This window comes from Rhodanobacter sp. IGA1.0, assembly GCF_040208325.1.
Lineage (GTDB): Bacteria > Pseudomonadota > Gammaproteobacteria > Xanthomonadales > Rhodanobacteraceae > Rhodanobacter > Rhodanobacter spathiphylli.
In genome coordinates this window covers 742,444-764,575 of sequence record NZ_CP157948.1, presented here as the reverse complement: position 1 = coordinate 764,575, position 22,132 = coordinate 742,444, and the positions used below count along the sequence as shown (strand labels likewise).

The following is a 22,132-nucleotide window of genomic DNA, read 5'->3' as shown; positions in this document are numbered from 1 at the left end:
GCGCCCATTGACGCCGGCTCGGCCGACAGCAGCTATCATGGGCGGTCCCCACTGGAGAATCGACATGGCCCAGCAGTACCCCGAGTGGATCTGGCAGAACGGTGAGATCAAGCCGTGGGCCCAGGCGACCACCCACGTGATGTCCCACGCCCTGCACTACGGTTCGTCGGTATTCGAAGGCATCCGCAGCTACGCCACCCCCGACGGCGCCGCGATCTTCCGCCTGACCGACCACATCAACCGGCTGTACCAGTCGGCCAAGATCTACGACATGGCGCTGCCGTACACGGCCGACGAACTGGCTGCGGCCTGCCGCGCGGTGATCAAGAAGAACGGCCTGGGCGCGTCCTACCTGCGCCCGGTGGCCTACCGGGGCCTGGGCGGCTTCGGCCTGTCCGCGGAAACCCCGATCGACGTCGCCGTGGCGGCATGGCCGATGGGCCCGTACCTGGGGCCAGAGGCCCTGGAGAACGGCATCACCGCCTGCGTGTCCAGCTGGCAGCGCTTCGCGCCGAACACCATCCCGGCCGGCGCCAAGGCCGGCGGCAACTACCTTTCCGGCCAGCTGATCGCACGCGAAGCGCGTCGCCTCGGCTTCGGTGAGGGCATCGCGCTGGCCTCCAGCGGCCTGCTCAGCGAAGGTGCCGGCGAGAACCTGTTCCTGGTCTTCGACGGGGTGCTGCACACCACCCCGGCCAGCGCCTCGATCCTCACCGGCATCACCCGCGACACGCTGAAGACGCTGGCCCGCGAAGACGGCATCGAAGTGGTCGAACGCGACCTGCCGCGCGAGTACCTCTACCTCGCCGACGAGATCCTGATGTGCGGCACCGCCGCCGAAGTCACCCCGATCCGCTCGGTCGACGGCAAGCAGATCGGCAACGGCACCGCGGGCCGCGTCACCCGCCGCCTGCAGGAACTGTTCTTCGGCCTGTTCGACGGTCGCACCCACGACAAGTGGGGCTGGCTGGAGCAGGTCTGAGTCAAGAGCAACCCCCTCCCGGCCTCCCCCTGCCCGCAGGGGGAGGAGCAACGCCGCCCAGCTCCCTCCCCTGCACGCAGGGGGAGGAGCAACGCCGCCTGACTCCCTCTCCTGCAACGCAGGGGAGGGTTGGGGTGGGGTCGCTCTTGACTCTCGGGAAACAGGAATTCAGCTGAACCGGATGCTGGCGATCGCGCCGTTGGCGTCGCTGCGGGGTCGCATCGAGACGTCCCAGCCGTACAGTTCGCACAGCCGGCGCACGATCGCCAGGCCCAGCCCGGCACCGCTGCCGCCGGCGCCTTCGCCGCGCACGCCGCGCTGGAACAGGCGCTCGGCATCTTCCGGCTTGATGCCGGGGCCGGTGTCGATCACTTCGATGCTGCCGTTGCCCACCACCACCTGCACGCTGCCTTCGAGCGTGTACTTGATCGCGTTGCCGATCAGGTTGGTCAACGCCACCGACAGCACGGAGGCCGGCGCATTCACGCTGACCTGCTGCTCGGTGCGCAGTTCGACGGTGAGCGGCTTGCCGCGCACCTGGGGACGCTGGCTCTCGATCACGTCGGCGGCAACCTTGCCGACCTCGGTGGTTTCGCCGCGGGTCGGGCCGCGCCGCTCGGCGCGCGACAGCAGCAGCAAGGCCTCGATCAGCTCGGTGGCCTGGCGCGAGGCGCGCTCGATCCGCTTCAGCCGCTCGCTCAGCTTTTCGGTGAGATCGGGCGAGCCCTGCAGCAATTCGGTGGTGCTGGCGATCACCGCCAGCGGCGTGCGCAATTCATGGCTCACGTCGGAATTGAATTCGCGGTCGCGCTCGACCATCGCCGTGAGCCGCGCCGAATACTCGTCCAGCGCATGCGCCAGCTCGCCCACCTCGTCGTCGGCGAAATGCGGCGCCAGCGGCTCGGCCTTGCCGGCCTTGCGGAAATCGCGCAGACGATTGGCCAGCTCGCTGACCGGCTTCAGCACCTTGCGCGAGAGCCACAGGCCCAGCACCAGCGACAGCAGGCCGAACAGGAACACCGCGGCGATGACACTGATGAGCAATTGCTGCTTGCCCAGCTCCTCGCGCGTGACGTCGTAGCGGACGAAACTGATGATGTGGTTCTCGCGATACACCGCCAGCTTGTAGTGCCGCTGGTCGCCATCCTCGCTCTGCTCGATGATGTCGTGCACGCCATTGGTGTCGGCCAGGTTCTGCCAGGCCAGCGGCGCCTTGTACAAGGTGCGATCGCTCTTGGTCATGCCCGTGATCAGCTGCGAGCCCGGGCCCGGCGCCTCCGGGTGTTCCTGCGCGTAATGGTTCGCGTACTTGGCGTCGTCCAGCAGGCTGGCGTTGACCAGCTGGTCTTCCACCCGCGAACGGATGTTCAACGCGGCGAACGCAAACAACGCGCTGAGGCCGAAGCCGAACAGCGTGAAGGAGACGACCAGCCGAAAACGAAGCTTACGCCTGGACTGCATCCGGCTCGACCATCCGATAGCCAATGCCGTGCCGCGTGTGGATCAGCGGCTTCTCGAAGGGTTTGTCGATCGCGGCGCGCAGGCCGTGGATATGCACGCGCAGCGAATCGCTGTCGGGCAGTTCCTCGCCCCACACCTTCTGTTCCAGGTCCTGCCGGGTGACCACCGACGGGCTCGCTTCCATCAGCGCCTGCAGCAGCTTCAGGCCGATCGGGTTCAGCTGGATCGACTTGCCCTCGCGGTTCACCGTCAGCGTGTCGAGGTTGAAGGTGAGGTCGGCCACTTTCAGCACGCGGCTCTGCGGGCCCTTGCCGCGGCGTGCCAGCACTTCCAGTCGCGCGGCCAGCTCCTGCAGCGCGAACGGCTTGGTCATGTAGTCGTCGGCGCCCGATTCGAAACCGGTCAGCTTCTGCTCCAGCGCGTCGCGCGCGGTCAGCATCAGGATCGGCGTCTGCTTGTGCGCCTCGTGGCGCAACTTGCGGGCGACCTCCAGGCCGTCCATGCCGGGCAGCGTGAGATCCAGCACGATCACGTCGAAATCGTGCACCACGGCCAGGTGCAGGCCGGTCACGCCGTCACCCGCGAAATCGACCACGTTGCCCCGGTCTTCCAGATAATCGCCGATGTTGGTCGCGATATCGCTGTTGTCTTCGATCACCAGTACGCGCATGTGTCACTCCTGCGCAGCCGGCTCACGGGCCGGCTGGGGGTGCCAGCTTAACAATCTTGGATGAACGCAGCGCGGCGGCAGCGAAAGAAACCTGAACGCGCGTTCGTGTGGCACTCGTGCGGGCAAGAAAAAGCCCAGATGCGCGACTCGCCGTCGCCCACCTGGGCCCAAGTTACTGCCCCGATACCATCGTCTGCCGGCGCCGCGCCGTGTGGGTCGCGGTGTCGCAAAAAACAGTGGGAGCTTTATAGGGGGCGACGGGTTATGAGCGAGTTAACACCGCGTCAATTCACATCCTGGCGGGGCACCGACGGCGGCCCTCAGGCCTTCGCGGGGCGCCGGCGGACGCGGCTTTCGCCCTGCTTTCCGGCGGCCTGCGTTTCCAGCAAGGCCATGATCGCCGCCGCCACATCCACGCCGGTCGCGGCCTCGATGCCCTCCAGGCCAGGCGATGCGTTGACCTCCAGCAGCAGCGGGCCGCGGTTCGAACGCAGCAGGTCGACGCCGGCCACGCCCAGGCCCAGCGCGCCGGCCGCCGCCACCGCGATGCGCTCCTCGTCGGCGCTCAGCGTGGCCGCCTTCGCGCTGCCGCCGCGGTGCAGGTTGGCGCGGAACTCGCCCGGGCTGGAATCGCGCTGCATCGCCGCGACCACCTGGTTGCCGACCACGAAGCAGCGCAGGTCGCTGCCCTTGGCCTCGGCCACGAACTCCTGCACCAGAAAGTTGGCATACAGGCCGCGGAACGCCTCGATCACGCTCTGCGAAGCCGCGCGCTTCTCGGCCAGCACCACGCCGGTGCCCTGGCTGCCCTCGTTCAACTTGATCACGTGCGGCGGATCGCCGAGCAGGGCCAGCACGTCGTCGGTGTCGTCGGGGTTGTCGCCGAACACGGTCACCGGCATGTCGATGCCCTGGGCGGCCAGGATCTGCAGGCAGCGCAGCTTGTCGCGCGCCCGCAGCACCGCGTCGGACGGGTTCGGCGTGTACACGCCCATCATTTCCAGCTGGCGCAGCACCGCGGTGCCGTAGAACGTGCTGGAGGTGCCGATGCGCGGGATCACCGCATCGATGTCGCGCACCTCCTTGCCCTTGAAGCGGATCGACGACGCGCCCGGCGCGATGCGCACGTAGCAGCGCAGCGGATCGAACACCCTTACCACGTGCCCGCGCACGCGCGCGGCCTCGACCAGGCGCTTGGTCGAATACAGTCGGGTGTTGCGCGAAAGGATCGCAATCTTCATGGGCAGGCCGTCATCGGGATGGCACGGTCGTGGTCGACGGCCGCGGCTGGGTATAGGAAAGCGCCGGGTCCACCGCAACGCGCCCGCTCAGCGCACTGCGACCCAGCAACATCGGAAACAGCATATGCCGGCGATCGGTCAGATTGACGTCGATCTCGAACTGCTGCCCGGCCAGTTCTACCGCAGTGCGAATGAACCAGCGCTCAGTGCGGCGGCCGCCGGTATCGGTGACCGTGCGCCGATCCAGCGCGGGCGCTTCGCAACGGATCGCCAGCGGCGAGCGTCGCCCCACGTGCAGGCTGAAGCGCAGCCAGGTATCGCCGTCGCGCTGGAATGTTTCGAGGGTGTCCACGTGCAGCGAACTGCTGCGCGCCCCGGTGTCGAGCTTGGCCTTGAGCAGGGCAATGCCCAATTGCGGCAACGCCAGCCGCTCCCGCCAGCCCAAGGTAATCAGATCCGCCATGTGGATTGTGGGAAGCTCGGGGATCGATGCAGCGGGGGAGTGGAGCGGGTGAAGGGAATCGAACCCTCGTCAGTAGCTTGGGAAGCTACAGCTCTACCATTGAGCTACACCCGCTTGGCCGGCGGATGGTAACCCGGGATTCGCGTGGTTGGAAGGCGGCGTCAGGAGCGACCCCACCCCGGCCCTCCCCTGCACGCAGGGGAGGGAGCAAGGCGGCGCGCCCAACGGGTGCTGAACAATCGCCTGCGCATACTCGGCGTGGGGTCATCGTTTGCTCGACACTGCGCGTTCACGAGCACATGACACTTCCCCGCCCTGCTTCCGCCTCATCCGCACTTGCCAAGGAGAGCCGCATGTCCAGGTTTGCCGAGTCCCCTGTTTCATGGCGCCGCTACCGGCGCGTGCTGGCGGTATGGCTGCTGTGCCTGGTCGCCGGATTGGCGCAGGCCCAAACCGACACCCGATCCGACACCGATGACAGCGCCGATCCGCCGACCCGGGTGGCGCGCCTGTCGTATGTCGGCGGCGACCTGGGTTTCCTGCCTTCCGGCGCGAAGGACTGGAGCGACGCCAACATCAACCGCCCGCTGACCACCGGCGACAAGCTCTCCAGCGCAGCGGGCACGCGCGCCGAGCTGGAGTTCGACGGCGGCACGCTGCGCATCGACGGCCAGTCCGACCTCGGCCTGCTCGACCTCGACGACCAGCTGGCGCAGATCGAACTGACCCAGGGCAGCCTGAGCCTCACCGTGCGCCAGCTCGGCGACGGCGAAAGCTACGAGATCGACACCCCCGCGGTGGCGCTGGTGGTGGACCGGCCCGGCACGTTCCGCGTCGACGTCGATCCGCGCGACGGCAGCACCCGCATCGCGGCGCTGGATGGCGCCGCCACCGTGTTCGGCGAGAACAACGCCCAGCGCTCGATCAACCCCGGCCGCAGCTACCGCTTCACCGACGCCAGCCTGGGCATGGTGACGATCAGCGACCTCGCCGGCGGCGACGCCTTCGACCACTGGGCCAGCGAGCGCGATCGTCGCTACGCACAGTCCGACAGCAGCCAGTACGTCTCCGACGACGTGGTCGGCTACCAGGACCTCGACCAGTACGGCGCCTGGCAGGACAGCAGCGAGTACGGCGCGGTGTGGTATCCGCACAACGTCGGTTCGGACTGGGCGCCCTACCGCAACGGCCACTGGGCGTACATCGCGCCGTGGGGCTGGACCTGGATCGACGATGCGCCGTGGGGTTACGCGCCGTACCACTACGGTCGCTGGGCCTACACCCAGCGCGGCTGGGGCTGGATTCCCGGCCCGCGCGGCGTGCGTGCGATCTACGCGCCGGCGCTGGTCGCCTTCGTCGGCGGCGGTGGCTGGTCGGTGGGGATCGGCGGTGCGCCGGTGGGCTGGTTCCCGCTGGGCCCGGGCGAGATCTACAACCCGTGGTATCGCTGCGGCCGCCGCTATTACACCCGGGTCAACGTGCACAACATCCGCGTGCGCGGCGGACACGACCCGCGGCGCGACATCGATGACCACTACACCCGCTACCGTCGCGGCGACTTCGATCGGGGCGACCACCGTCGCGGCGCGCCCCGCGGCTTCACCGCGGTGTCCGGCGACAACTTCGCCGGCGGTCACCGCGTGACAAACCATCGCCTGCATGTCGATCCGCGCAAGCTCACCGACACGTCGCTGCGCCCGCGCGACATCGCCGGCGTGCGCCCCACCGATCGCGGCGGGCACGGGCCGCGCACCACCCACGTGCGCAACCTGCCCGCCGGCGGCTTCACCCGCGAAGTGGTCGCCCGGCGCGCGCCGCCGGATATCCACGACGCCCCCGTGCCGGATTACGGCAGGCCGAACCACGGCAAGCTGACCGGCGACGCCTCCAGCGGACGGGTGCGCGTGCTGGGCAGCCAGGACCCGGGGCGACGCCCGCCGATGGCCGATCGCGACGGCGGCAACGTGCACCGCGCCGCACCCGTCACCGCGCAGTTGCCGACGGTGCCCCGCATCACGCCGGCCACCCGCGAAGACCGCATGACCAACGCAGGTGACGACGGCGAACCGCGCTCGGCCCGCTTTGCGCATCCACGCAGCCCTTACGGTGCCGACCGGCGCGAAAACATGCCGCGCCCCGGGGTGAGTTACATCGCCCCGAGCCCGTCCACGCCATCGGTCGACCAGCGCGCGCCCCGCCCGATGCCGCCGACCCGCCGCGACGATGCACGCGTGGTGCCGTATGACCGCGCGCGGTTCCAGCACGCGACAACGCAGACACCCGTCGCCACGCCCACGCTGGGCGAGCCGGAGCAGCGCCGCTTCGAACGTCCGCAGCCACGCTTCCAGCGCCCCGAGCCCGTGCAGCGCGAGCCCATGCGCGAAGCGCCACGGCCGCAACCGCGCCCCAGCGCGCCACCACCGCCCCGCTACGAGCCGCCGCAACGCCCGGCACCGCGGGTCGAAGCCCCCAGGCCGCAGCAGAACATGTCGCGGCCCTCACCGAGAAAGGGCGGCGAGCGACTGGATCGGGAAGATCGGCGGCACTAGGGCAAGAGCGGACCCCACCCCAGCCCTCCCCTACTTCGCAGGGGAGGGAGTGGAACGCACAGCCACGCCTGACTCCCTCCGCTGCTTGCAGGGGAGGGCTGGGGTGGGGTTCGCTTTTGACTTTGCACCGAGGCGGCGCAGCAGCCGACGCCGGCACAAGCCCTACAATAGGCGGATGTCCGAGCCCACCGACGCCACCACACCCGACTACATGCGCCGCATCCGCAGCTTCGTGCTGCGCGAAGGCCGCATGACGCCCGCGCAGCAACGCGCCTTCGACACCTTGTGGTCGCGCTTCGGCATCGACTACCGCGGCACGCCGCACGACTTCGCCGCCAGCTTCGGCCGCAGCGCGCCGCTGGTGCTGGAGATCGGCTTCGGCAACGGCGAGGCGCTGGCCTGGGCCAGCGAGCACGACCAGGCGCGCGACTTCCTCGGCGTGGAAGTCCACGGCCCCGGCGTGGGTCGACTGATGAACGCGCTGGCCGCCCGCGACGCGCAGAACGTGCGCATCTACAAGCACGACGCGGTGGAAGTGCTGGAGCACGAAATCGCGCCGGGCACGCTGGCCGAGGCGCGCATCTGGTTTCCCGATCCATGGCACAAGAAGCGCCACAACAAGCGCCGCCTGATCCAGCCCGACTTCGTCGCCCTGCTCGCCTCGCGCATGGCCCCGGACGGCCTGCTGCACCTGGCCACCGACTGGCAGCCCTACGCCGAACACATGCTCGAAGTGATGGAGGCCGCCCCCGCCTGGCGCAACCAGCTCGGCCCGGGCCAGTACGCCGAGAAGCCCGCGTGGCGCATCGAGACCCACTTCGAGCGGCGCGGGCTGAAGCTGGGGCATGGGGTTCGGGATCTGCTCTACCGGAAAGTCTGAGCAGGAGCGGACCCCACCCCAACCCTCCCCTGCGTTGCAGGGGAGGGAGCAAAGCGGCAAGAGCGACCCCACCCCAACCCTCCCCTGCGTTGCAGGGGAGGGAGCAAAGCGGCAAGAGCGACCCCACCCCAACCCTCCCCTACTTCGCAGGGGAGGGAGAAAAGCTGCGAGCTCGCCGGAACTACTCCCTCCCCTACAAGGTAGGGGAGGGTTGGGGTGGGGTCACGCTCTTGACCTCTCCTCCAGCACCCGAAAAATCTCCCCCACCACATCCGCCGTGCGCAGCAGCACGTCGTCATTCCAGAAGCGCAGCACGCGGTAGCCTTCGCGCCCCAGGACTTCCGTGCGTCGCCGGTCGTAGTCGATCGCATCCAGATGCTGCCCACCATCCAGCTCGATCACCAGCCGCGCCGGCACGCAGACGAAGTCCACGATGTAGCCGGCCAGTGGATATTGGCGACGGAACTTGTGGCCGGCCAGTTGGCGCTGGCGCAGGTAGTGCCAGAGTCGACGTTCGGCGTCGGTGCCTTCATTGCGCAAGCGGCGGGCGCGGATCCACTTGATGTGCACGGCGAGTCCTTTCGCTTGAGGAGAGCAAGAGCTTTACCCCCTCCCCGCCTCCCCCTGCCAGCAGGGGGAGGGGCAAAGGCGCGTGCTCTCCCGCCGCATCAGTTGACTCAGCGCCGCCGCACTTCTCCCTCCCCTGCGCAGTAGGGGAGGGCCGGGGTGGGGTTGCTCTTCGCCCGAGCAAGATCAAAAGCACCCCCTCCTGCCCTCCCCCTGCGACCGAAGGAAGTCCCTTGAGGGGCAAGCACGGGAGGAATCGATTCTGAGGTAGTCGCTCTTCGCGCACGCCATCGCACTCTTCGCCCGCGGTTCACCAGCAACCGCACCACCCCGCTTATACTCACGGACATCCGCCCAGGGACGAATCGACAGCAGCGTGAAGTTTCCACTGCCCCGCCGTATCCACCGCAAGCCGCTGCGCCGCAGGGACGTCAGCTGATGGCGCTCTCGCTCACCCCCGAAATGATCCTGGTGCTCGGGCTGGTGGGTTTCACCATGCTGATGCTGGTGCTCGAGTGGATTCGCGCCGACATGGTGGCGCTGCTGGTGGTGGTGGTGATCGGCCTGACCGGGCTGATTCCGTCCGACCGCGTGTTCAACGGCTTCGCCGGCAACGCGGTGATCGCGATCATCGCGATCATGATCATGGGCGAAGGGCTCGACCGCGCCGGCGTACTCAACCTCACCGCCAACTTCGTCATGCGCATGGCGCGCGGGGCGGAGTCGCGGCTCGGCCTGGTCATCAACATGGTGGCCAGCCTGTTCAGCGCGGTGATTCCCAGCCAGGCGCTGGCCGCCCTGATGATCCCGGTCAGCAGCCGGCTCGCCGCGCGCACCGGCGTGCCGATTTCACGGCTGCTGCTGCCGATGGCGTTCTGCATCCTCACCGCCACCAACACCACGCTGATCGCGAACTCGCCGCTGATCGTGCTGAACGACCTGATCGCCAGCGCCAACGTGAACCTGCCGCCGGGCGCGCACACGATTCCGAAGTTCGGCCTGTTCAGCGTGACGCCGGTGGGCCTGGCGCTGGCCGTGGTCGGCGTCGCCTATTTCTATTTCTTCGGCCGCAAGCTGCTGCCGGGGCACGAGGACGAACGGCTGAAGGTGACGCCCGGGCGCACCGAGAGCTACTTCGCCGAGACCTACGGCATCGTGGGCGAGACCGCCGAGCTCACCGTCACCGCCGAGAGCCCACTGGTCGGCATGAGCATCGGCGAGGCGGAACAGCTGTACGAGGCGCCGCTGATCCTGGCGATCAAGAGCGGCAACGATGCGCGCATGGCGCCGCCGGCCGACCACGTGATCTGGGTCGGCTCGGTGCTCGGCGTGCTCGGCCCGCGCGAGCAACTCAACCAGTTCGCCAACAACCAGCTGTGCCGCCTGTCCACCCGCATGCGCCAGCTGGGCGAGCTGTTCAATCCGAGCCGCGCCGGCATTTCCGAAGTGGTGATTCCGCCGGTGTCGCGCTTCATCAAGCACACCGTGGGCGAGCTGCGCCTGCGCAAGCGCTTCGGCATTTCCGTGCTGGCGGTGACCCGCGGCGACAAGGTGCTGCGCGAGGACGTGCGCGGCGTCAGCCTGCGCGCCGGCGACACCGTGGTGCTGCACAGCAACTGGCGCGACCTGTCGCTGGCCGCCGAAGACCGCGACCTGGTCGTGGTCACCGACATCCCCAAGGAACAGCAGCGTCCCGGCAAGATCTGGCAGGCGGTGGGCTTCTTCCTGCTGGCCAAGTGCCTGGCCCTGTTCACCAACCTCGACCTGTCGGTGGCGATGATGACCGGCGCGATCGGCATGCTGCTCACCGGCGTGCTGAACATGGACGAGGGCTACAAGGCGATCAACTGGAAGACCATCTTCGTCACCGCCTGCCTGATCCCGCTGGGCTGGTCGATGGACGCCACCGGCACCGCCTCGTGGATCGCCCAGGTGGTGCTCGATCATCTGGGCGGCGCCGCGCCCTGGGTGCTGCAACTGTGCCTGGCCGTGCTCACCTTGCTGTTCTCCCAGGTGATGTCCAACGTGGGCGCCACCGTGATGATGGTGCCCATCGCCATCAGCGTCGCCGTCGCCACCGGCGGCAACCCGTCGGCCTATGCGCTGATCGTCGCCGTGTCCTCCTCCAACACCTTCCTGCTCAGCTCCGGCCACCCTGCCCTGATGATGGTCAGCGGCCCCGGCGGCTACAAGGGCAAGGACTTCCTGCGCGTCGGCTTGCCGCTGACCCTGGTGGTGCTGGTGGTCACGCTGGTGGCGATCAACCTGCTGTTCCGCTGATCGACGCGGTGCCGGCGCACCCGGCTTGAAGTTCTACAGGGAGCACGGTGTTCGCCACTGCGCAAGCCGTTGCCTTGCGGGACGGGCGACACCCCGAATGGTCAGGCCAGCAGGCTGTCGACGACACGTTGAGCCAGGGCTTCCGCGCTGGCGGTGGTGGTTTGCAGGTGCAGCTCCGGGGCTTCCGGCGGCTCATACGGGGAGTCGATGCCGGTGAAGTTCTTGATGTTTCCGGCCCGGGCCTTGGCATACAGGCCCTTGGCGTCGCGCTGTTCGCAGATTGCCAGCGGCGTGTCGACGAAGACCTCGCGGAATTCGCCCGCGTCGAACAATGCGCGCGCCATGCGCCGCTCGCTGCGGAACGGGCTGATGAAGGACACCAGCACGATCAAGCCCGCGTCGGTCATCAGGCGGGCGACCTCGGCCACGCGACGGATGTTCTCGACGCGGTCCTCGTCGGTGAAACCGAGATCGCGATTGAGGCCATGGCGCACGTTGTCGCCGTCCAGCATGTAGGTGTGGTAACCCATCGCATGCAGGCGCTTTTCGACAAGGTTGGCGATGGTCGATTTGCCGGAGCCGGAAAGGCCGGTAAACCACAGGCAGGCAGGCGTCTGGCCCTTGACCAACGCACGCGCGGCCCGGTCAACATCCAGGTGTTGCCAATGGATGTTGCTGGCTCGACGCAGCGCGAACGCCAGCGTGCCCGCCGCCACGGTGGCGTTGCTCTGCCGATCGATCAGGATGAAGCCACCCAGCTCGTGGCAGCGCTCATACGGCTCGAAGGCGATCGGCTGATCGATGCTGATGTTGCAGTAGGCCACTTCGTTGAGCAGCAGTCGTTTGGCCGCCTGCCGTTCCTGCGTGTTGACGTCGACCTTGTGCTTGATCTCGGTGACCTGCGCGGTGACCGTGCGCGTGCCGATCTTCAGCCAGTACGGACGCCCCGGCAGCAGCGGGCTCTCGTCCATCCAGAGCAGGTTGGCGGCGAACTGGTCGGCGACCTGCGGCGGCTTCGTCGCGGCGGCGATGATGTCGCCACGACTGATGTCGCGCTCGTCGGCCAGCGTCAAGGTGACCGTATCGCCGGTACGCGCGCGCTCCAGATCGCCATCGGCAGTCACGATACGCGCAACATGCGAACGCACCCCACCCGGCAGCACCACCACCTCGTCGCCACGCGACAACGTGCCCGCGGCCACCTGGCCAGCGTAACCGCGGAAGCCCTGATCCGGGCGGCACACCCACTGCACCGGCATGCGGAAGCCGAGGTCGCTGGCCGCGTGGGCGATCTGCACGGTTTCGAGCTGCTCCAGCAGACACGGCCCGGTGTACCAGTCGATCAGCGTTGACCGGCTGCTGATGTTCTCGCCGCGCAATGCCGACAGCGGTATCGCGGTGACCTGGTCGATGCCCATCTGCCCGGCCAGCTCGCGGTAGGCTGCCTCGATCGGCCGGAACACATCCTCGGCATAGTCGACCAGGTCCATCTTGTTCACCGCCAGCAGCACATGACGAATGCCCAGCAGGCCGCAGATGTACGTGTGCCGGCGGGTCTGCGTCAGCAGTCCCTTGCGCGCATCGACCAGCACCACCGCCAATTCCGCCGTGGAAGCACCGGTTGCCATGTTGCGCGTGTACTGCTCGTGCCCGGGGCAGTCGGCGACGATGAACTTGCGCCGATCGGTACTGAAGAAGCGGTAGGCGACATCGATGGTGATGCCCTGCTCGCGCTCGGCCGACAACCCGTCGACCAGCAGGGCGAAATCCAGCTCGCCGTTCTGCGTGCCATGGCGCAGGCTGTCGCCCTCCAGCGTGGCCAGCTGGTCGTCGAACAGCAGTTTGGTGTCATACAGCAGACGCCCCAGCAGCGTGCTCTTGCCATCGTCCACGCTGCCGCAGGTGATCAGGCGCAGCAGGCTCTTGCTCTCGTGCTGCTGCAGGTAGGCGTCGATGCTGGCGCCGGCATCCGGGCGATTCATGCGATGGCCTCCGGGTGGGCGGGGGTGTTTGGGCGAAGAGCAACCCCTCCCCAACCCTCCCCTGCAAGCAGGGGAGGGAGACAAGCAGCCACGCTGCACCTTGCGCTTGCTCGCCGGAGAGGGAGACAAGCAGCCACGCTGCGCCTTGCGCTTGCTCGCCGGAGAGGGAGACAAGCGGCCACGCTGCGCCTTGCGCTTGCTCGCTGGGGAGGGAGACAAGCGGCCTCGCTGCGCCTTGCCCTTGCTCGCTGGGGAGGGAGACAAGCGGCGGCTTCCCGCTTTGCTCCTCCCCCTGCTCGCAGGGGGAGGTTGGGAGGGGGTAAAGCTTTTGATTTCACGTAACCCGAAACAGCCCGAACACCACGACCGAAAACCAAATCCACCGCGCCCATCAGAAATAGCCCTCGCGCTTCTTCTTTTCCATCGATGCGGACGGATCGTGATCGATCACCCGGCCCTGGCGTTCGGAGGTACGCGCCACCAGCATCTCCTGGATCACCGCCGGCAGCGTGTCCGCATCGGATTCGATCGCGCCGGTCAACGGGTAGCAGCCCAGTGTGCGGAAGCGCACCTTGCGCATCTCCGGCACCTCGCCCGGCAGCAGTGGCAGGCGTTCGTCGTCGACCATGATCAACGCGCCGTCGCGCTCCACCACCGGCCGCCTGGCGGCCAGGTACAGCGAAGGCACCTCGATCTTCTCGCGGTAGATGTACAACCAGATATCCAGCTCGGTCCAGTTGGACAGCGGAAAGGCCCGCACGCTCTCGCCCTTGTGAATGCGTGCGTTGTACAGATTCCAGAGTTCCGGACGCTGGCTCTTCGGGTCCCAGCGATGCTGCGCGTTGCGGAACGAGAACACCCGCTCCTTGGCACGCGATTTCTCCTCGTCGCGCCGCGCCCCGCCGATGGCGGCATCGAACTTGTACTTGTCCAGCGCCTGCTTCAGCGCCTGCGTCTTCATGATGTCGGTGTGCACGGTGGCGCCGTGCGAGAACGGCCCGACGCCCTGAGCCACGCCCTCCTGGTTGATGTGCACCAGCAGCCGGCAACCGGTCTCCACCGCCCGGCGGTCGCGGAAGGCGATCATCTCGCGGAATTTCCAGGTGGTATCCACGTGCAACAGGGGGATCGGCGGAGGGGCTGGGTAGAACGCCTTCTGCAGCAGATGCAGCAGCACGGAAGAATCCTTGCCGATGGAATACAACAGCACCGGATTGCCGAATTCCGCCGCCACCTCGCGCAGGATGTGAATGCTTTCCGCCTCCAGACGCTTCAGATGCGAAGCCGGGGCAAGCGTCTCGATGTCCGTCATGTCGTTTCCGGTGATCTCCCCGACAATACTAATGGCAACGCCGCTGTCGGGTTATGACGGTTTGACCGGGACATATGCCCGTTGCTGCCACGCCGTGCAGGGGGAGCACGCTTGCGGGGACGGGCGCCCACCTCGACGCACGGGACCCTGGAATCGACGCAAACGAAATGGCCAGGCCCCGCCTGAGCGGCCGGCCGGTGCTCCGGGGCTGCGACAGCGCATGGCTGCCGTGCTCCGCACGTTCCTCCCGGGTGACGACGCCGGCATCCACATCTCGCGCGTGTTCGAAACCGGCAGCCCACGACTGTGGCAGGCGGCCCGGCCATGACCGATGTTGACCCGACCCGCGCTTCTTCCTCGACGCCGGGAACAGGCACCGCCATGGATACAATGCGCGTTTGAGCATCCTCAGCGAGCCGCTTGTGACCCCACTCCCCTGCTTCAAGGCCTACGACATCCGCGGCCGCGTGCCCGACGAGCTGGACGAAGACCTGGCGCGCCGTATCGGCCTGGCCATGGCCGCACAGTTGGGACCGGGCCCGGTGGTGCTGGGGCGCGACGTGCGCTTGAGCAGCCCCGCATTGCAGGCGGCGCTGGCCGACGGTTTCCACGCGGGCGGGCGCGAAGTGCTCGACATCGGCATGGGCGGTACCGAAGAGGTCTACTTCCAGACCATGCACCTGGGCGCCGCCGGCGGCGTGATGGTCACCGCCAGCCACAATCCGATGGACTACAACGGCATGAAGCTGGTGCGCGAAGGCTCGCGGCCGATCAGCGGCGACAGCGGCCTGTTCGCGATCCGCGACTTCGCCGCCAGCCACCAAGCAGCCATTCCGGCCGGCGTCGCCACGCCGCGGGCGATGACCGACAAATCCGCCTATATCCAACACCTGCTCGGCTACATCCAGCGCGAACGGCTGAAGCCGCTGAGGATCGTGGTCAACGCCGGCAACGGCGGCGCCGGCCTGGTCGTGGACCAGCTCGCGCCGCAACTGCCATTCGAGTTCATCCGCATCCAGCACGAAGCGGACGGCCATTTCCCCAACGGCATCCCCAACCCGCTGCTGCCCGAATGCCGCGCCGCCACCGCCGACGCGGTGCGCGCCCACGGCGCCGACTTCGGCGTGGCCTGGGATGGCGACTTCGACCGCTGCTTCTTCTTCGACGCCGACGGCCGCTTCATCGAGGGCTACTACCTGGTCGGCCTGCTGGCCACCGCCCTGCTGACGCGCCACCCCGGCGGCAAGATCATCCACGACCCGCGACTGACCTGGAACACCATCGAGATGGTGCAGCAAGCCGGCGGCGTCCCCGTGCTCAGCAAGACCGGCCACGCCTTCATCAAGGAGCGCATGCGCGCCGAGAACGCCATCTACGGCGGCGAGATGAGCGCCCACCACTACTTCCGCGACTTCGCCTACTGCGACTCCGGCATGATCCCCTGGCTGCTGATCGCCGAACTGGTCAGCAGCCGCGGCCTGTCACTGGCCGAACTGGTGGAAGACCGCATGCGCGCGTTCCCCTGCAGCGGCGAAATCAACTTCAAGGTCGCCGACGCACGCGCCGCCACCGAACGGGTGATGAGTCACTACACCAGCCAGCCGCCCGCCCTCGACCACACCGACGGGATCAGCGCCGACTTCGGCCCATGGCGCTTCAACCTGCGCAGCTCCAACACCGAACCGCTGCTGCGACTCAACGTGGAGTCGCGTGGCGACGTGGCATTGATGCAGGCACGCACGGCGGAGATTTCGGCATTGATTGCGGGGGCGTAGAGCCGGGGCGAAGAGCGACCCCCAGCTAAAGCACTCCCTGCGGTCGCCCAGCCCTCCCCTGCTGCGCAGGGGAGGGAGCAAAGCGCTGGTTTCGGCTTGGCTCCTCCCCCTGCGCAGCAGGGGGAGGCTGGGGAGGGGGTCGCTTTTGACTTTGCACCTCACCCCCAAACCTTCCTGCGATCGAACAACGCCCCCTCCATGACGAGAAGGGCAAGCAGCACCGCGCAAACACGCTCACCCCCGCAAAACTTGCAACGAAACGACGCACGGGCACCCAACCACCGGTCCAGAATCGACCCGCACGCCTTGTTCACCTACAACACCCCAGACTGAATGCCCTCGTTCCCGGCCCTGATCAAGCCCATCCATACCTGATAAGATCCAAAACCCTTGATCCTCGTCACGGATCAGCACGGCTCTTTCTGACACCAGGGGGCCGGGTTGCGGTAGGCCCGAGCAAGGTTGGCGGAGCGGCGACAGAGTTCCGGACAGCCTGGTCCAGGCTTCGACGTTGCCCGATTGGTGTCCGCGAGAACCGGCCTTAACCAAAATGTCCACTGCCGGCAAGGTAGAGGACTCATGAAAAGGCGACACTCTCCGCCCACCCGGATCGTGCTGTTTTGAAATAGTCCACAGGGATACTGGAGACTCACAACTCATGCAGGACACACGGATGATTCTTGCTTGCGTGGCAACGGCCATCACCTCCCTCGTCGCGGTCATCGTGCTGCGGCGCTTTGCGGGCACCCTGGGCCTGGTGGACCACCCCAACGAACGCAAGCACCACGTCGGCAGCGTGCCGCTGGTCGGTGGCCTGGCCATCTTCTTCGGCGTGCTGGCGGGCGCCTGCGTCTGGGGTCGTTTCCAGCTCTTCGGCCAGGTGCTGTTGGGCACCTCGTGCGTGCTGGTGCTGCTGGGCGCGCTGGATGATCGCCACGACCTCAGCGTGCGCACCCGACTGCTGGTGCAGACCATCCTGATCCTGACCGTCATCGGCAGCACCGGTGTCTACATCCACACGCTGGGACATATCTTCGGTTACGAACTCACGCTGGGCTGGGTCGGCATCCCGGTCACCGTGGTCGCCGTGATCGGCCTGCTCAATGCATTCAACATGATGGATGGCATCGACGGCCTGGCCGGCAGCCTTGGCCTGGTCAGCATTGCCGCCATCGTGCTGTTCGCCGGCCCCAATGCGCTGCGCGGATCACTGGCCCTGATCACCCTGCTCGCGATCGCCGCCCTCCCGTACCTCGCCGCCAACCTCGGCCTGATGGGTCGCAAGATCTTCATGGGCGACGCCGGCAGCATGGTGCTTGGCTACCTGCTGGCCTGGACCCTGATCCGCCTCAGCCAGGAACCTCACAGTCAACTTTCGCCCGTCGACGTGCTGTGGTGCGTGGCCCTGCCGGTGCTCGACACCCTGGCGGTGATGTACCGCCGCCTGCGCCAGGGCATGTCACCGTTCAAGCCCGATCGCGGCCACATCCACCACATCCTGCTCGGCATGGGCCTCGGCCCGCGCGCCAGCCTGGTCGCACTGGTGGCGCTGGCGGCCTCGATGGCCTTCCTCGGCAGCGTCACCACATCGCTGGGCCTGGGCTCGGGTACCAACCTGGCGACCTTCTGCATTTTCTCCATGATCTATACGGTGACGGTCACGAGAATTTGGGCTCGCCAAGTAGGCAGAAAGCGTAAATTCGTTCTTCGTGTTGCGGCCAACGACTCCAACGTGACACGGATAGCCCGCAAACCACTTCGCAAAATCAGTGGAGCATTGGATAACCGCGACTCGACACGCGAAACCATGGCCGAGTAGGGCGGCCACTCCAAGTCGCCCCACTGACATCCAATCAGCGCCTGTCGGCAGGCGCTTGTATGACCAATCAAAAGGTAAGAATTTGAATCCGAAAGTCGCAATCTTCGGTACGGGCTACGTTGGCCTTGTTACCGGCGCGTGCTTGGCAGAAATGGGTAATCATGTGGTCTGTGTCGATATCGATGCGTCGAAAGTTGACCGCCTCAATCATGGTGAGATCCCAATCTTCGAACCTGGCCTGGAAACAATCGTCAAGCGTAATACTGGTAATGGTCGACTGGCTTTCTCGATCGACCCAGCCAACCCCATTTCCCAAAGCGACATCATCTTCATCGCCGTTGGCACGCCACCGGACGAGGATGGCAGCGCCGACCTGCAGTACGTGCAGGCGGTGGCCCGCACCATCGGCCGCCACCTCGACCATTACGCCGTGGTGGTGAACAAGTCGACCGTGCCGGTGGGCACCGCCGATCGGGTGCGCGAGGCGGTGGCTGGCGAATTGAAGGCGCGCAACGCGACGGTGGAATTCGACGTGGTCTCCAATCCGGAGTTCCTCAAGGAAGGCGCCGCGGTGGAAGACTGCCTGCGCCCGGACCGCATCGTGGTCGGTTCCTCCAGCGCGCGTGCGGTGGCTGTGCTGCGCAAGCTGTACGCACCGTTCAACCGCAACCACGATCGCATGGTGGTGATGGACGAGCGTTCGGCTGAGCTGACCAAGTACGCGGCCAACGCGATGCTGGCCACCAAGATCAGTTTCATGAACGAGATCGCGAATATCGCCGAGCGGGTGGGGGCCGACGTGGAACTGGTGCGCCAGGGCATCGGTTCGGACCCGCGCATCGGCTACAGCTTCATCTACCCGGGCGCCGGCTACGGCGGTTCGTGTTTTCCCAAGGACGTGCAGGCGCTGGAACGCACCGCGCACGCGTACAGTTATGACGCCCGTCTGCTGGGCGCGGTCGAGGCGGTCAATCGCCAGCAGAAGGGCAAGCTGTTCGAGCTGATCTCGCGCCACTTCGACGGCCAGCTGGCGGGCCGCACGATCGCGCTGTGGGGGCTGGCGTTCAAGCCCAACACCGACGACATGCGCGAGGCGTCCAGCCGGCGACTGATGGAGTTGCTGTGGGAAGCCGGCGCCAGCGTGCGTGCGTTCGATCCGGAAGCGCGCGCGGAAACGCAGCGCCTGTACGGCGATCGCGCGGACCTGGTGCTGTGCGGCGACGCCATGGAAGCCGTTCGCGGTGCCGACGTGCTGGCGGTGGTCACCGAGTGGAAGGCGTTCCGCAGCCCGGACTTCGCCGCCATCCGCGGGACGCTGGCCGAACCGGCGATCTTCGACGGACGCAACCTGTACGACCCGGCGGTGGTGGAGGAGGCCGGTCTGGCCTATTACGGCATCGGGCGCGGGCGCAGCCTGCAGTCGTCGTGAGCCGGACCAACGCATGCGATCGCAGTGAGTCTGACCTGAAATTACAGCCTTCCGATTTCCGCCCGTTCGCTACTGGCGGGTGAAATCCGACCCAAATGCCGTAATTACTCATGAAGGTCACCGCGATTCTGTCGGTGCTGGCAGCTGAATGAACTCATCGATCAGTTGCGATACCCAGCTTTGGTGCTCCTAAATTAACTTCATGCTTAAGTATGAAAGCGCAGAGAAATCTCAGGACTTGGTCCCAACAATTCTTCATAAACTGCGAGCGTCCGCTCAATCACTATTCTCTCGTCAAATTGCGCTAATGCCTTTGCACGCGCAGCTTGGCCGAGCTTGGCGGCGAAGTTTGGATCATCAAGCAGTCGGCCAATTGCCTTGGCTAATGCATTGGCATCACGGGGCGGTACGCGCAGGCCATCTACTTCATCATTTGCCACGACTTCGCGGCAACCCGGAATGTCTGTGGTGACCAAAGGCAGGGCACAGGCAGCTGCCTCTATAAGAGACTTAGGTAGCCCCTCGCCGTAATAGCTCGGGAGCGTAACGATATCGACAGAGGCGAATAGCGCTCCCATATCTTCAACGTGTCCCAGCCACTGCAGCAAACCTTCGTCCATCCAACCACGCACGGTGCCCTCTGGCACGGCACCGGGATTGCCCATATCCGGCGTCCCGGCGAGCAAGAAAATTACCTCGCGCCCCTGCTCGCGCAAAATGCGCGCTGCCTGCGCGTATTCCCCTAACCCTTTATCCCAGAGCAAACGCGCCGCGAGCAGCACACGTGGTGCGGCGGAACCAGATGCATCGATCCGAGCAACCCTAGGCGTAAAGCGCCGACAATCCACGCCAGACCCATGGATGAGGCGAATGCGCGAGGCCTCGATAAGACCGGCACGCTTGAACAAAGCGACGTCATCGGGATTTTGGAGGATAAGACGTGCTCCATTGCCTCCCAAAGTTAATCGAAGCAACCCCTTGACCAACGGTCGCAAGAGCCGCGCTTTCAAGTTGAAACTGGTGAATACATACCCAAGGCCCGCAACCGCGCTAACGCGCGCCCGCGTACCAGCTAAACGTCCCGCGAGGGCGCCGTAAACAGCACTCTTGATGGTAAACCCATGCACAAGGTCTATTCGTTCCCTCCGCATAAGTGAAGCCAAGTGCACCAAAAGCGCAGCCTCACGTATTGGATTTAGGCTTCGCCGGTCCATCCGTATAGGCTCCCAGCGCAGGCCGAGGTCACGCAACCGCTGACCATATTCGCCAGGGGGCGATACCAACAATACTTCATAACCGCTCGCCTGAATGGCAAGCGCGAGAGAGCGGCGAAAGTTGTAGAGGTACCAATCGGTGTTGGCGAATAGCAATACTTTCATCGTGTCGTAATCTCGCGGCGCACTATAATCGTGGCGTCGCCACAGGTTTTGTTGTAAATCACCGCACTTCTCCGCGCCCGCATCCGAAACTTTGTGATCGATAAAGAACCCGCCCCTGCCCGGCACTCAACCTTAGCGAGGTTCCCGCGCTGAGACCATGCAAATCCAGGTATCCACGAGAAATTGGGACCTCTGTCGCCACCCCTCCAGTTGGCATGTAAGCCACCATGCCTTGGCTGTACTTCCGTAACGCCACTTCTCCCTGGAAAATGGTCGGACCGCATGGCTCACCAATTGGTCTGTCATAGCCGAGGAAGTTCGGCGGCTCGCTGCCGTAGGTGTCGCTTAGAGAATTGACGTATACCGCTGTGAGCGGACTGGCCATCGTCAAATAGTTAGCTATGGCCGTCTCAACAGTGTGATCATCGAATTGCCTCAGCCGATAGACGAAATAGAACCTCTTGCCATGACCAGTTGCATAGGTGACAAGCCGCGCTAAAGTGGCTGCATACTCCCCGCTACTCAGGGCCTTTGCTGCACCTTCATCAAGTATGCCGTCGACAGAGGCAACCATCCGCTGGACCAATGGCGATGAAGGGTCGTCACCGTTCGGCGCCAAGTCGGGAGTATGATTGACTATCAAACGGATGTTCTTTGCATGCAGCCCGTTAGCAATCTCTTCGAGCCAACTGACTACGTCCTCGGCAAATATGCGATCGTCCTGTTCACCCGTATAGCGCTTAATGAAGCCACGTGCTTCCATGTGGCCACACGCATGACTGCGCGTATTGAACTGATAATTGTCCAGCGCGACCTCATGCACGTCATTCGGCAGCTTAAGGAAGTTACCCAATTGCCACTGACGTACTTTTGGATTATTGATGTCCAGACTGATGTTGCCACCCCCATACATGGTCGCTGGCGTTCTGCCATCACACTCGTACTGAATCCAGTCCGCATGGAACTTCTTCCAGAAACCAATGCCGTGCTTTGCGTTCGCATCGCGCGAGTATGGGAAATACTTGCTCAGCACGGTTTGGGGTGCGTGTTCCGCGAAGGTCTTCAGCGTAGCACCCGTGCTCGCGCCCCAAACAAATACATATTCCCTGCCGTGGGACGCCACCCAGCTGGCATCGAGCTTGTAGTCGAAGACGAGCAACTTCTTTGGCTGCGTGGTCGCGGAGACCGAGAAAGCAAACGCCGCGGCCCCTAGAACAGTGTACTTACAGAATGTCTGGAGCAACCCAGCCATTTGCGGCACTCCAATATGTCGATTCATCGAACAAGTTACCTCTTCGAGCGAAATCCGTACGCGACCACTTAGGCACCCGGAAAATGCTGTA

16 protein-coding genes and 1 tRNA gene are annotated in these 22,132 nt (G+C 65.7%); 7 read left to right on the top strand and 10 right to left on the bottom strand.

Going from position 1 to position 22,132, the window contains the following annotated elements:
* The first annotated feature begins 64 nt into the window (after nt 1-64).
* Nucleotides 65-982, top strand: coding sequence for a branched-chain amino acid transaminase (locus tag ABNK63_RS03340; protein WP_007809341.1), 918 nt, complete (start codon nt 65-67; stop codon nt 980-982).
* Nucleotides 983-1,150: 168 nt separating this feature from the next.
* Here the strand turns inward: ABNK63_RS03340 and ABNK63_RS03335 are convergent, their stop codons facing one another.
* The 5 genes from ABNK63_RS03335 to ABNK63_RS03315 form a co-directional block, all read right to left on the bottom strand.
* Entirely contained in the window at nt 1,151-2,443 is a 1,293-nt protein-coding gene (locus ABNK63_RS03335) for a HAMP domain-containing sensor histidine kinase (protein ID WP_007809339.1), read from the bottom strand.
* Nucleotides 2,427-3,113, bottom strand: a complete 687-nt coding sequence (locus ABNK63_RS03330) for a response regulator transcription factor (protein ID WP_007809337.1) — start codon at nt 3,111-3,113, stop codon at nt 2,427-2,429. Before ABNK63_RS03330 ends, ABNK63_RS03335 begins: the two co-directional genes overlap by 17 nt.
* A 320-nt stretch (nt 3,114-3,433) precedes the next feature.
* On the bottom strand, nt 3,434-4,354 hold the full coding sequence (gene rimK, locus ABNK63_RS03325) for a 30S ribosomal protein S6--L-glutamate ligase (RefSeq protein WP_350016690.1): 921 nt from the start codon (nt 4,352-4,354) through the stop codon (nt 3,434-3,436).
* A gap of 10 nt (nt 4,355-4,364) precedes the next feature.
* Nucleotides 4,365-4,817 carry a RimK/LysX family protein gene (locus ABNK63_RS03320; RefSeq protein WP_007809334.1) on the bottom strand — a complete coding sequence of 151 codons (453 nt, stop codon included), beginning with the start codon at nt 4,815-4,817 and terminating at the stop codon, nt 4,365-4,367.
* 40 nt (nt 4,818-4,857) lie between these two features.
* Nucleotides 4,858-4,931, bottom strand: a tRNA-Gly gene (locus ABNK63_RS03315).
* 239 nt (nt 4,932-5,170) lie between these two features.
* Between ABNK63_RS03315 and ABNK63_RS03310 the strand changes: the two genes are divergently transcribed.
* On the top strand, nt 5,171-7,366 hold the full coding sequence (locus ABNK63_RS03310) for a DUF6600 domain-containing protein (RefSeq protein ID WP_350016689.1): 2,196 nt from the start codon (nt 5,171-5,173) through the stop codon (nt 7,364-7,366).
* A 175-nt stretch (nt 7,367-7,541) separates the two neighbouring features.
* Entirely contained in the window at nt 7,542-8,246 is a 705-nt protein-coding gene (gene trmB / locus ABNK63_RS03305) for a tRNA (guanosine(46)-N7)-methyltransferase TrmB (protein ID WP_350016688.1), read from the top strand.
* A 222-nt stretch (nt 8,247-8,468) separates the two neighbouring features.
* On the opposite strand, the gene ABNK63_RS03300 is transcribed toward trmB, so the two are convergent.
* Complete coding sequence (locus tag ABNK63_RS03300) at nt 8,469-8,816, bottom strand: DUF559 domain-containing protein (RefSeq protein WP_350016687.1); 348 nt, start codon at nt 8,814-8,816, stop codon at nt 8,469-8,471.
* 435 nt (nt 8,817-9,251) lie between these two features.
* On the opposite strand from ABNK63_RS03300, the gene ABNK63_RS03295 reads away from it, so the two are divergent.
* A complete protein-coding gene (locus tag ABNK63_RS03295; protein ID WP_350016686.1) occupies nt 9,252-11,093 on the top strand; it encodes an SLC13 family permease in 1,842 nt (613 codons plus the stop codon).
* A gap of 101 nt (nt 11,094-11,194) precedes the next feature.
* On the opposite strand, the gene cysN is transcribed toward ABNK63_RS03295, so the two are convergent.
* Nucleotides 11,195-13,075, bottom strand: coding sequence for a sulfate adenylyltransferase subunit CysN (gene cysN / locus ABNK63_RS03290; protein ID WP_350016685.1), 1,881 nt, complete (start codon nt 13,073-13,075; stop codon nt 11,195-11,197).
* A 391-nt stretch (nt 13,076-13,466) separates the two neighbouring features.
* Nucleotides 13,467-14,387, bottom strand: coding sequence for a sulfate adenylyltransferase subunit CysD (gene cysD / locus ABNK63_RS03285; protein WP_007809323.1), 921 nt, complete (start codon nt 14,385-14,387; stop codon nt 13,467-13,469).
* A 422-nt stretch (nt 14,388-14,809) separates the two neighbouring features.
* On the opposite strand from cysD, the gene ABNK63_RS03280 reads away from it, so the two are divergent.
* The 3 genes from ABNK63_RS03280 to ABNK63_RS03270 all read left to right on the top strand — a co-directional run bounded on the left by ABNK63_RS03280 (nt 14,810) and on the right by ABNK63_RS03270 (nt 19,410).
* Nucleotides 14,810-16,162 (top strand): phosphomannomutase, encoded by a 1,353-nt coding sequence (locus ABNK63_RS03280; RefSeq protein WP_350016684.1) that lies wholly within the window; start codon nt 14,810-14,812, stop codon nt 16,160-16,162.
* A 688-nt stretch (nt 16,163-16,850) separates the two neighbouring features.
* Nucleotides 16,851-17,981: an undecaprenyl/decaprenyl-phosphate alpha-N-acetylglucosaminyl 1-phosphate transferase gene (locus tag ABNK63_RS03275; protein WP_350016683.1), complete on the top strand. Its 1,131-nt coding sequence runs from the start codon at nt 16,851-16,853 to the stop codon at nt 17,979-17,981.
* Between the two features lie 82 nt (nt 17,982-18,063).
* Complete coding sequence (locus ABNK63_RS03270; protein WP_350016682.1) at nt 18,064-19,410, top strand: UDP-glucose/GDP-mannose dehydrogenase family protein; 1,347 nt, start codon at nt 18,064-18,066, stop codon at nt 19,408-19,410.
* A gap of 206 nt (nt 19,411-19,616) precedes the next feature.
* On the opposite strand, the gene ABNK63_RS03265 is transcribed toward ABNK63_RS03270, so the two are convergent.
* Both ABNK63_RS03265 and ABNK63_RS03260 read right to left on the bottom strand, forming a co-directional pair.
* Nucleotides 19,617-20,789 carry a glycosyltransferase family 4 protein gene (locus tag ABNK63_RS03265; protein ID WP_350016681.1) on the bottom strand — a complete coding sequence of 391 codons (1,173 nt, stop codon included), beginning with the start codon at nt 20,787-20,789 and terminating at the stop codon, nt 19,617-19,619.
* A 58-nt stretch (nt 20,790-20,847) separates the two neighbouring features.
* On the bottom strand, nt 20,848-22,068 hold the full coding sequence (locus tag ABNK63_RS03260) for a hypothetical protein (protein WP_350016680.1): 1,221 nt from the start codon (nt 22,066-22,068) through the stop codon (nt 20,848-20,850).
* Nucleotides 22,069-22,132: the final 64 nt, after the last annotated feature.

Coding starts and splice junctions, on each gene's coding strand:
- ABNK63_RS03340 (WP_007809341.1), top strand. CDS start 65: ATGGCCCAGCAGTACCCCGAGTGGATCTGGCAGAACGGTGAGATCAAG.
- ABNK63_RS03335 (WP_007809339.1), bottom strand. CDS start 2,443: ATGCAGTCCAGGCGTAAGCTTCGTTTTCGGCTGGTCGTCTCCTTCACG.
- ABNK63_RS03330 (WP_007809337.1), bottom strand. CDS start 3,113: ATGCGCGTACTGGTGATCGAAGACAACAGCGATATCGCGACCAACATC.
- rimK (WP_350016690.1), bottom strand. CDS start 4,354: ATGAAGATTGCGATCCTTTCGCGCAACACCCGACTGTATTCGACCAAG.
- ABNK63_RS03320 (WP_007809334.1), bottom strand. CDS start 4,817: ATGGCGGATCTGATTACCTTGGGCTGGCGGGAGCGGCTGGCGTTGCCG.
- ABNK63_RS03310 (WP_350016689.1), top strand. CDS start 5,171: ATGTCCAGGTTTGCCGAGTCCCCTGTTTCATGGCGCCGCTACCGGCGC.
- trmB (WP_350016688.1), top strand. CDS start 7,542: ATGTCCGAGCCCACCGACGCCACCACACCCGACTACATGCGCCGCATC.
- ABNK63_RS03295 (WP_350016686.1), top strand. CDS start 9,252: ATGGCGCTCTCGCTCACCCCCGAAATGATCCTGGTGCTCGGGCTGGTG.
- cysN (WP_350016685.1), bottom strand. CDS start 13,075: ATGAATCGCCCGGATGCCGGCGCCAGCATCGACGCCTACCTGCAGCAG.
- cysD (WP_007809323.1), bottom strand. CDS start 14,387: ATGACGGACATCGAGACGCTTGCCCCGGCTTCGCATCTGAAGCGTCTG.
- ABNK63_RS03265 (WP_350016681.1), bottom strand. CDS start 20,789: ATGAAAGTATTGCTATTCGCCAACACCGATTGGTACCTCTACAACTTT.
- ABNK63_RS03260 (WP_350016680.1), bottom strand. CDS start 22,068: ATGAATCGACATATTGGAGTGCCGCAAATGGCTGGGTTGCTCCAGACA.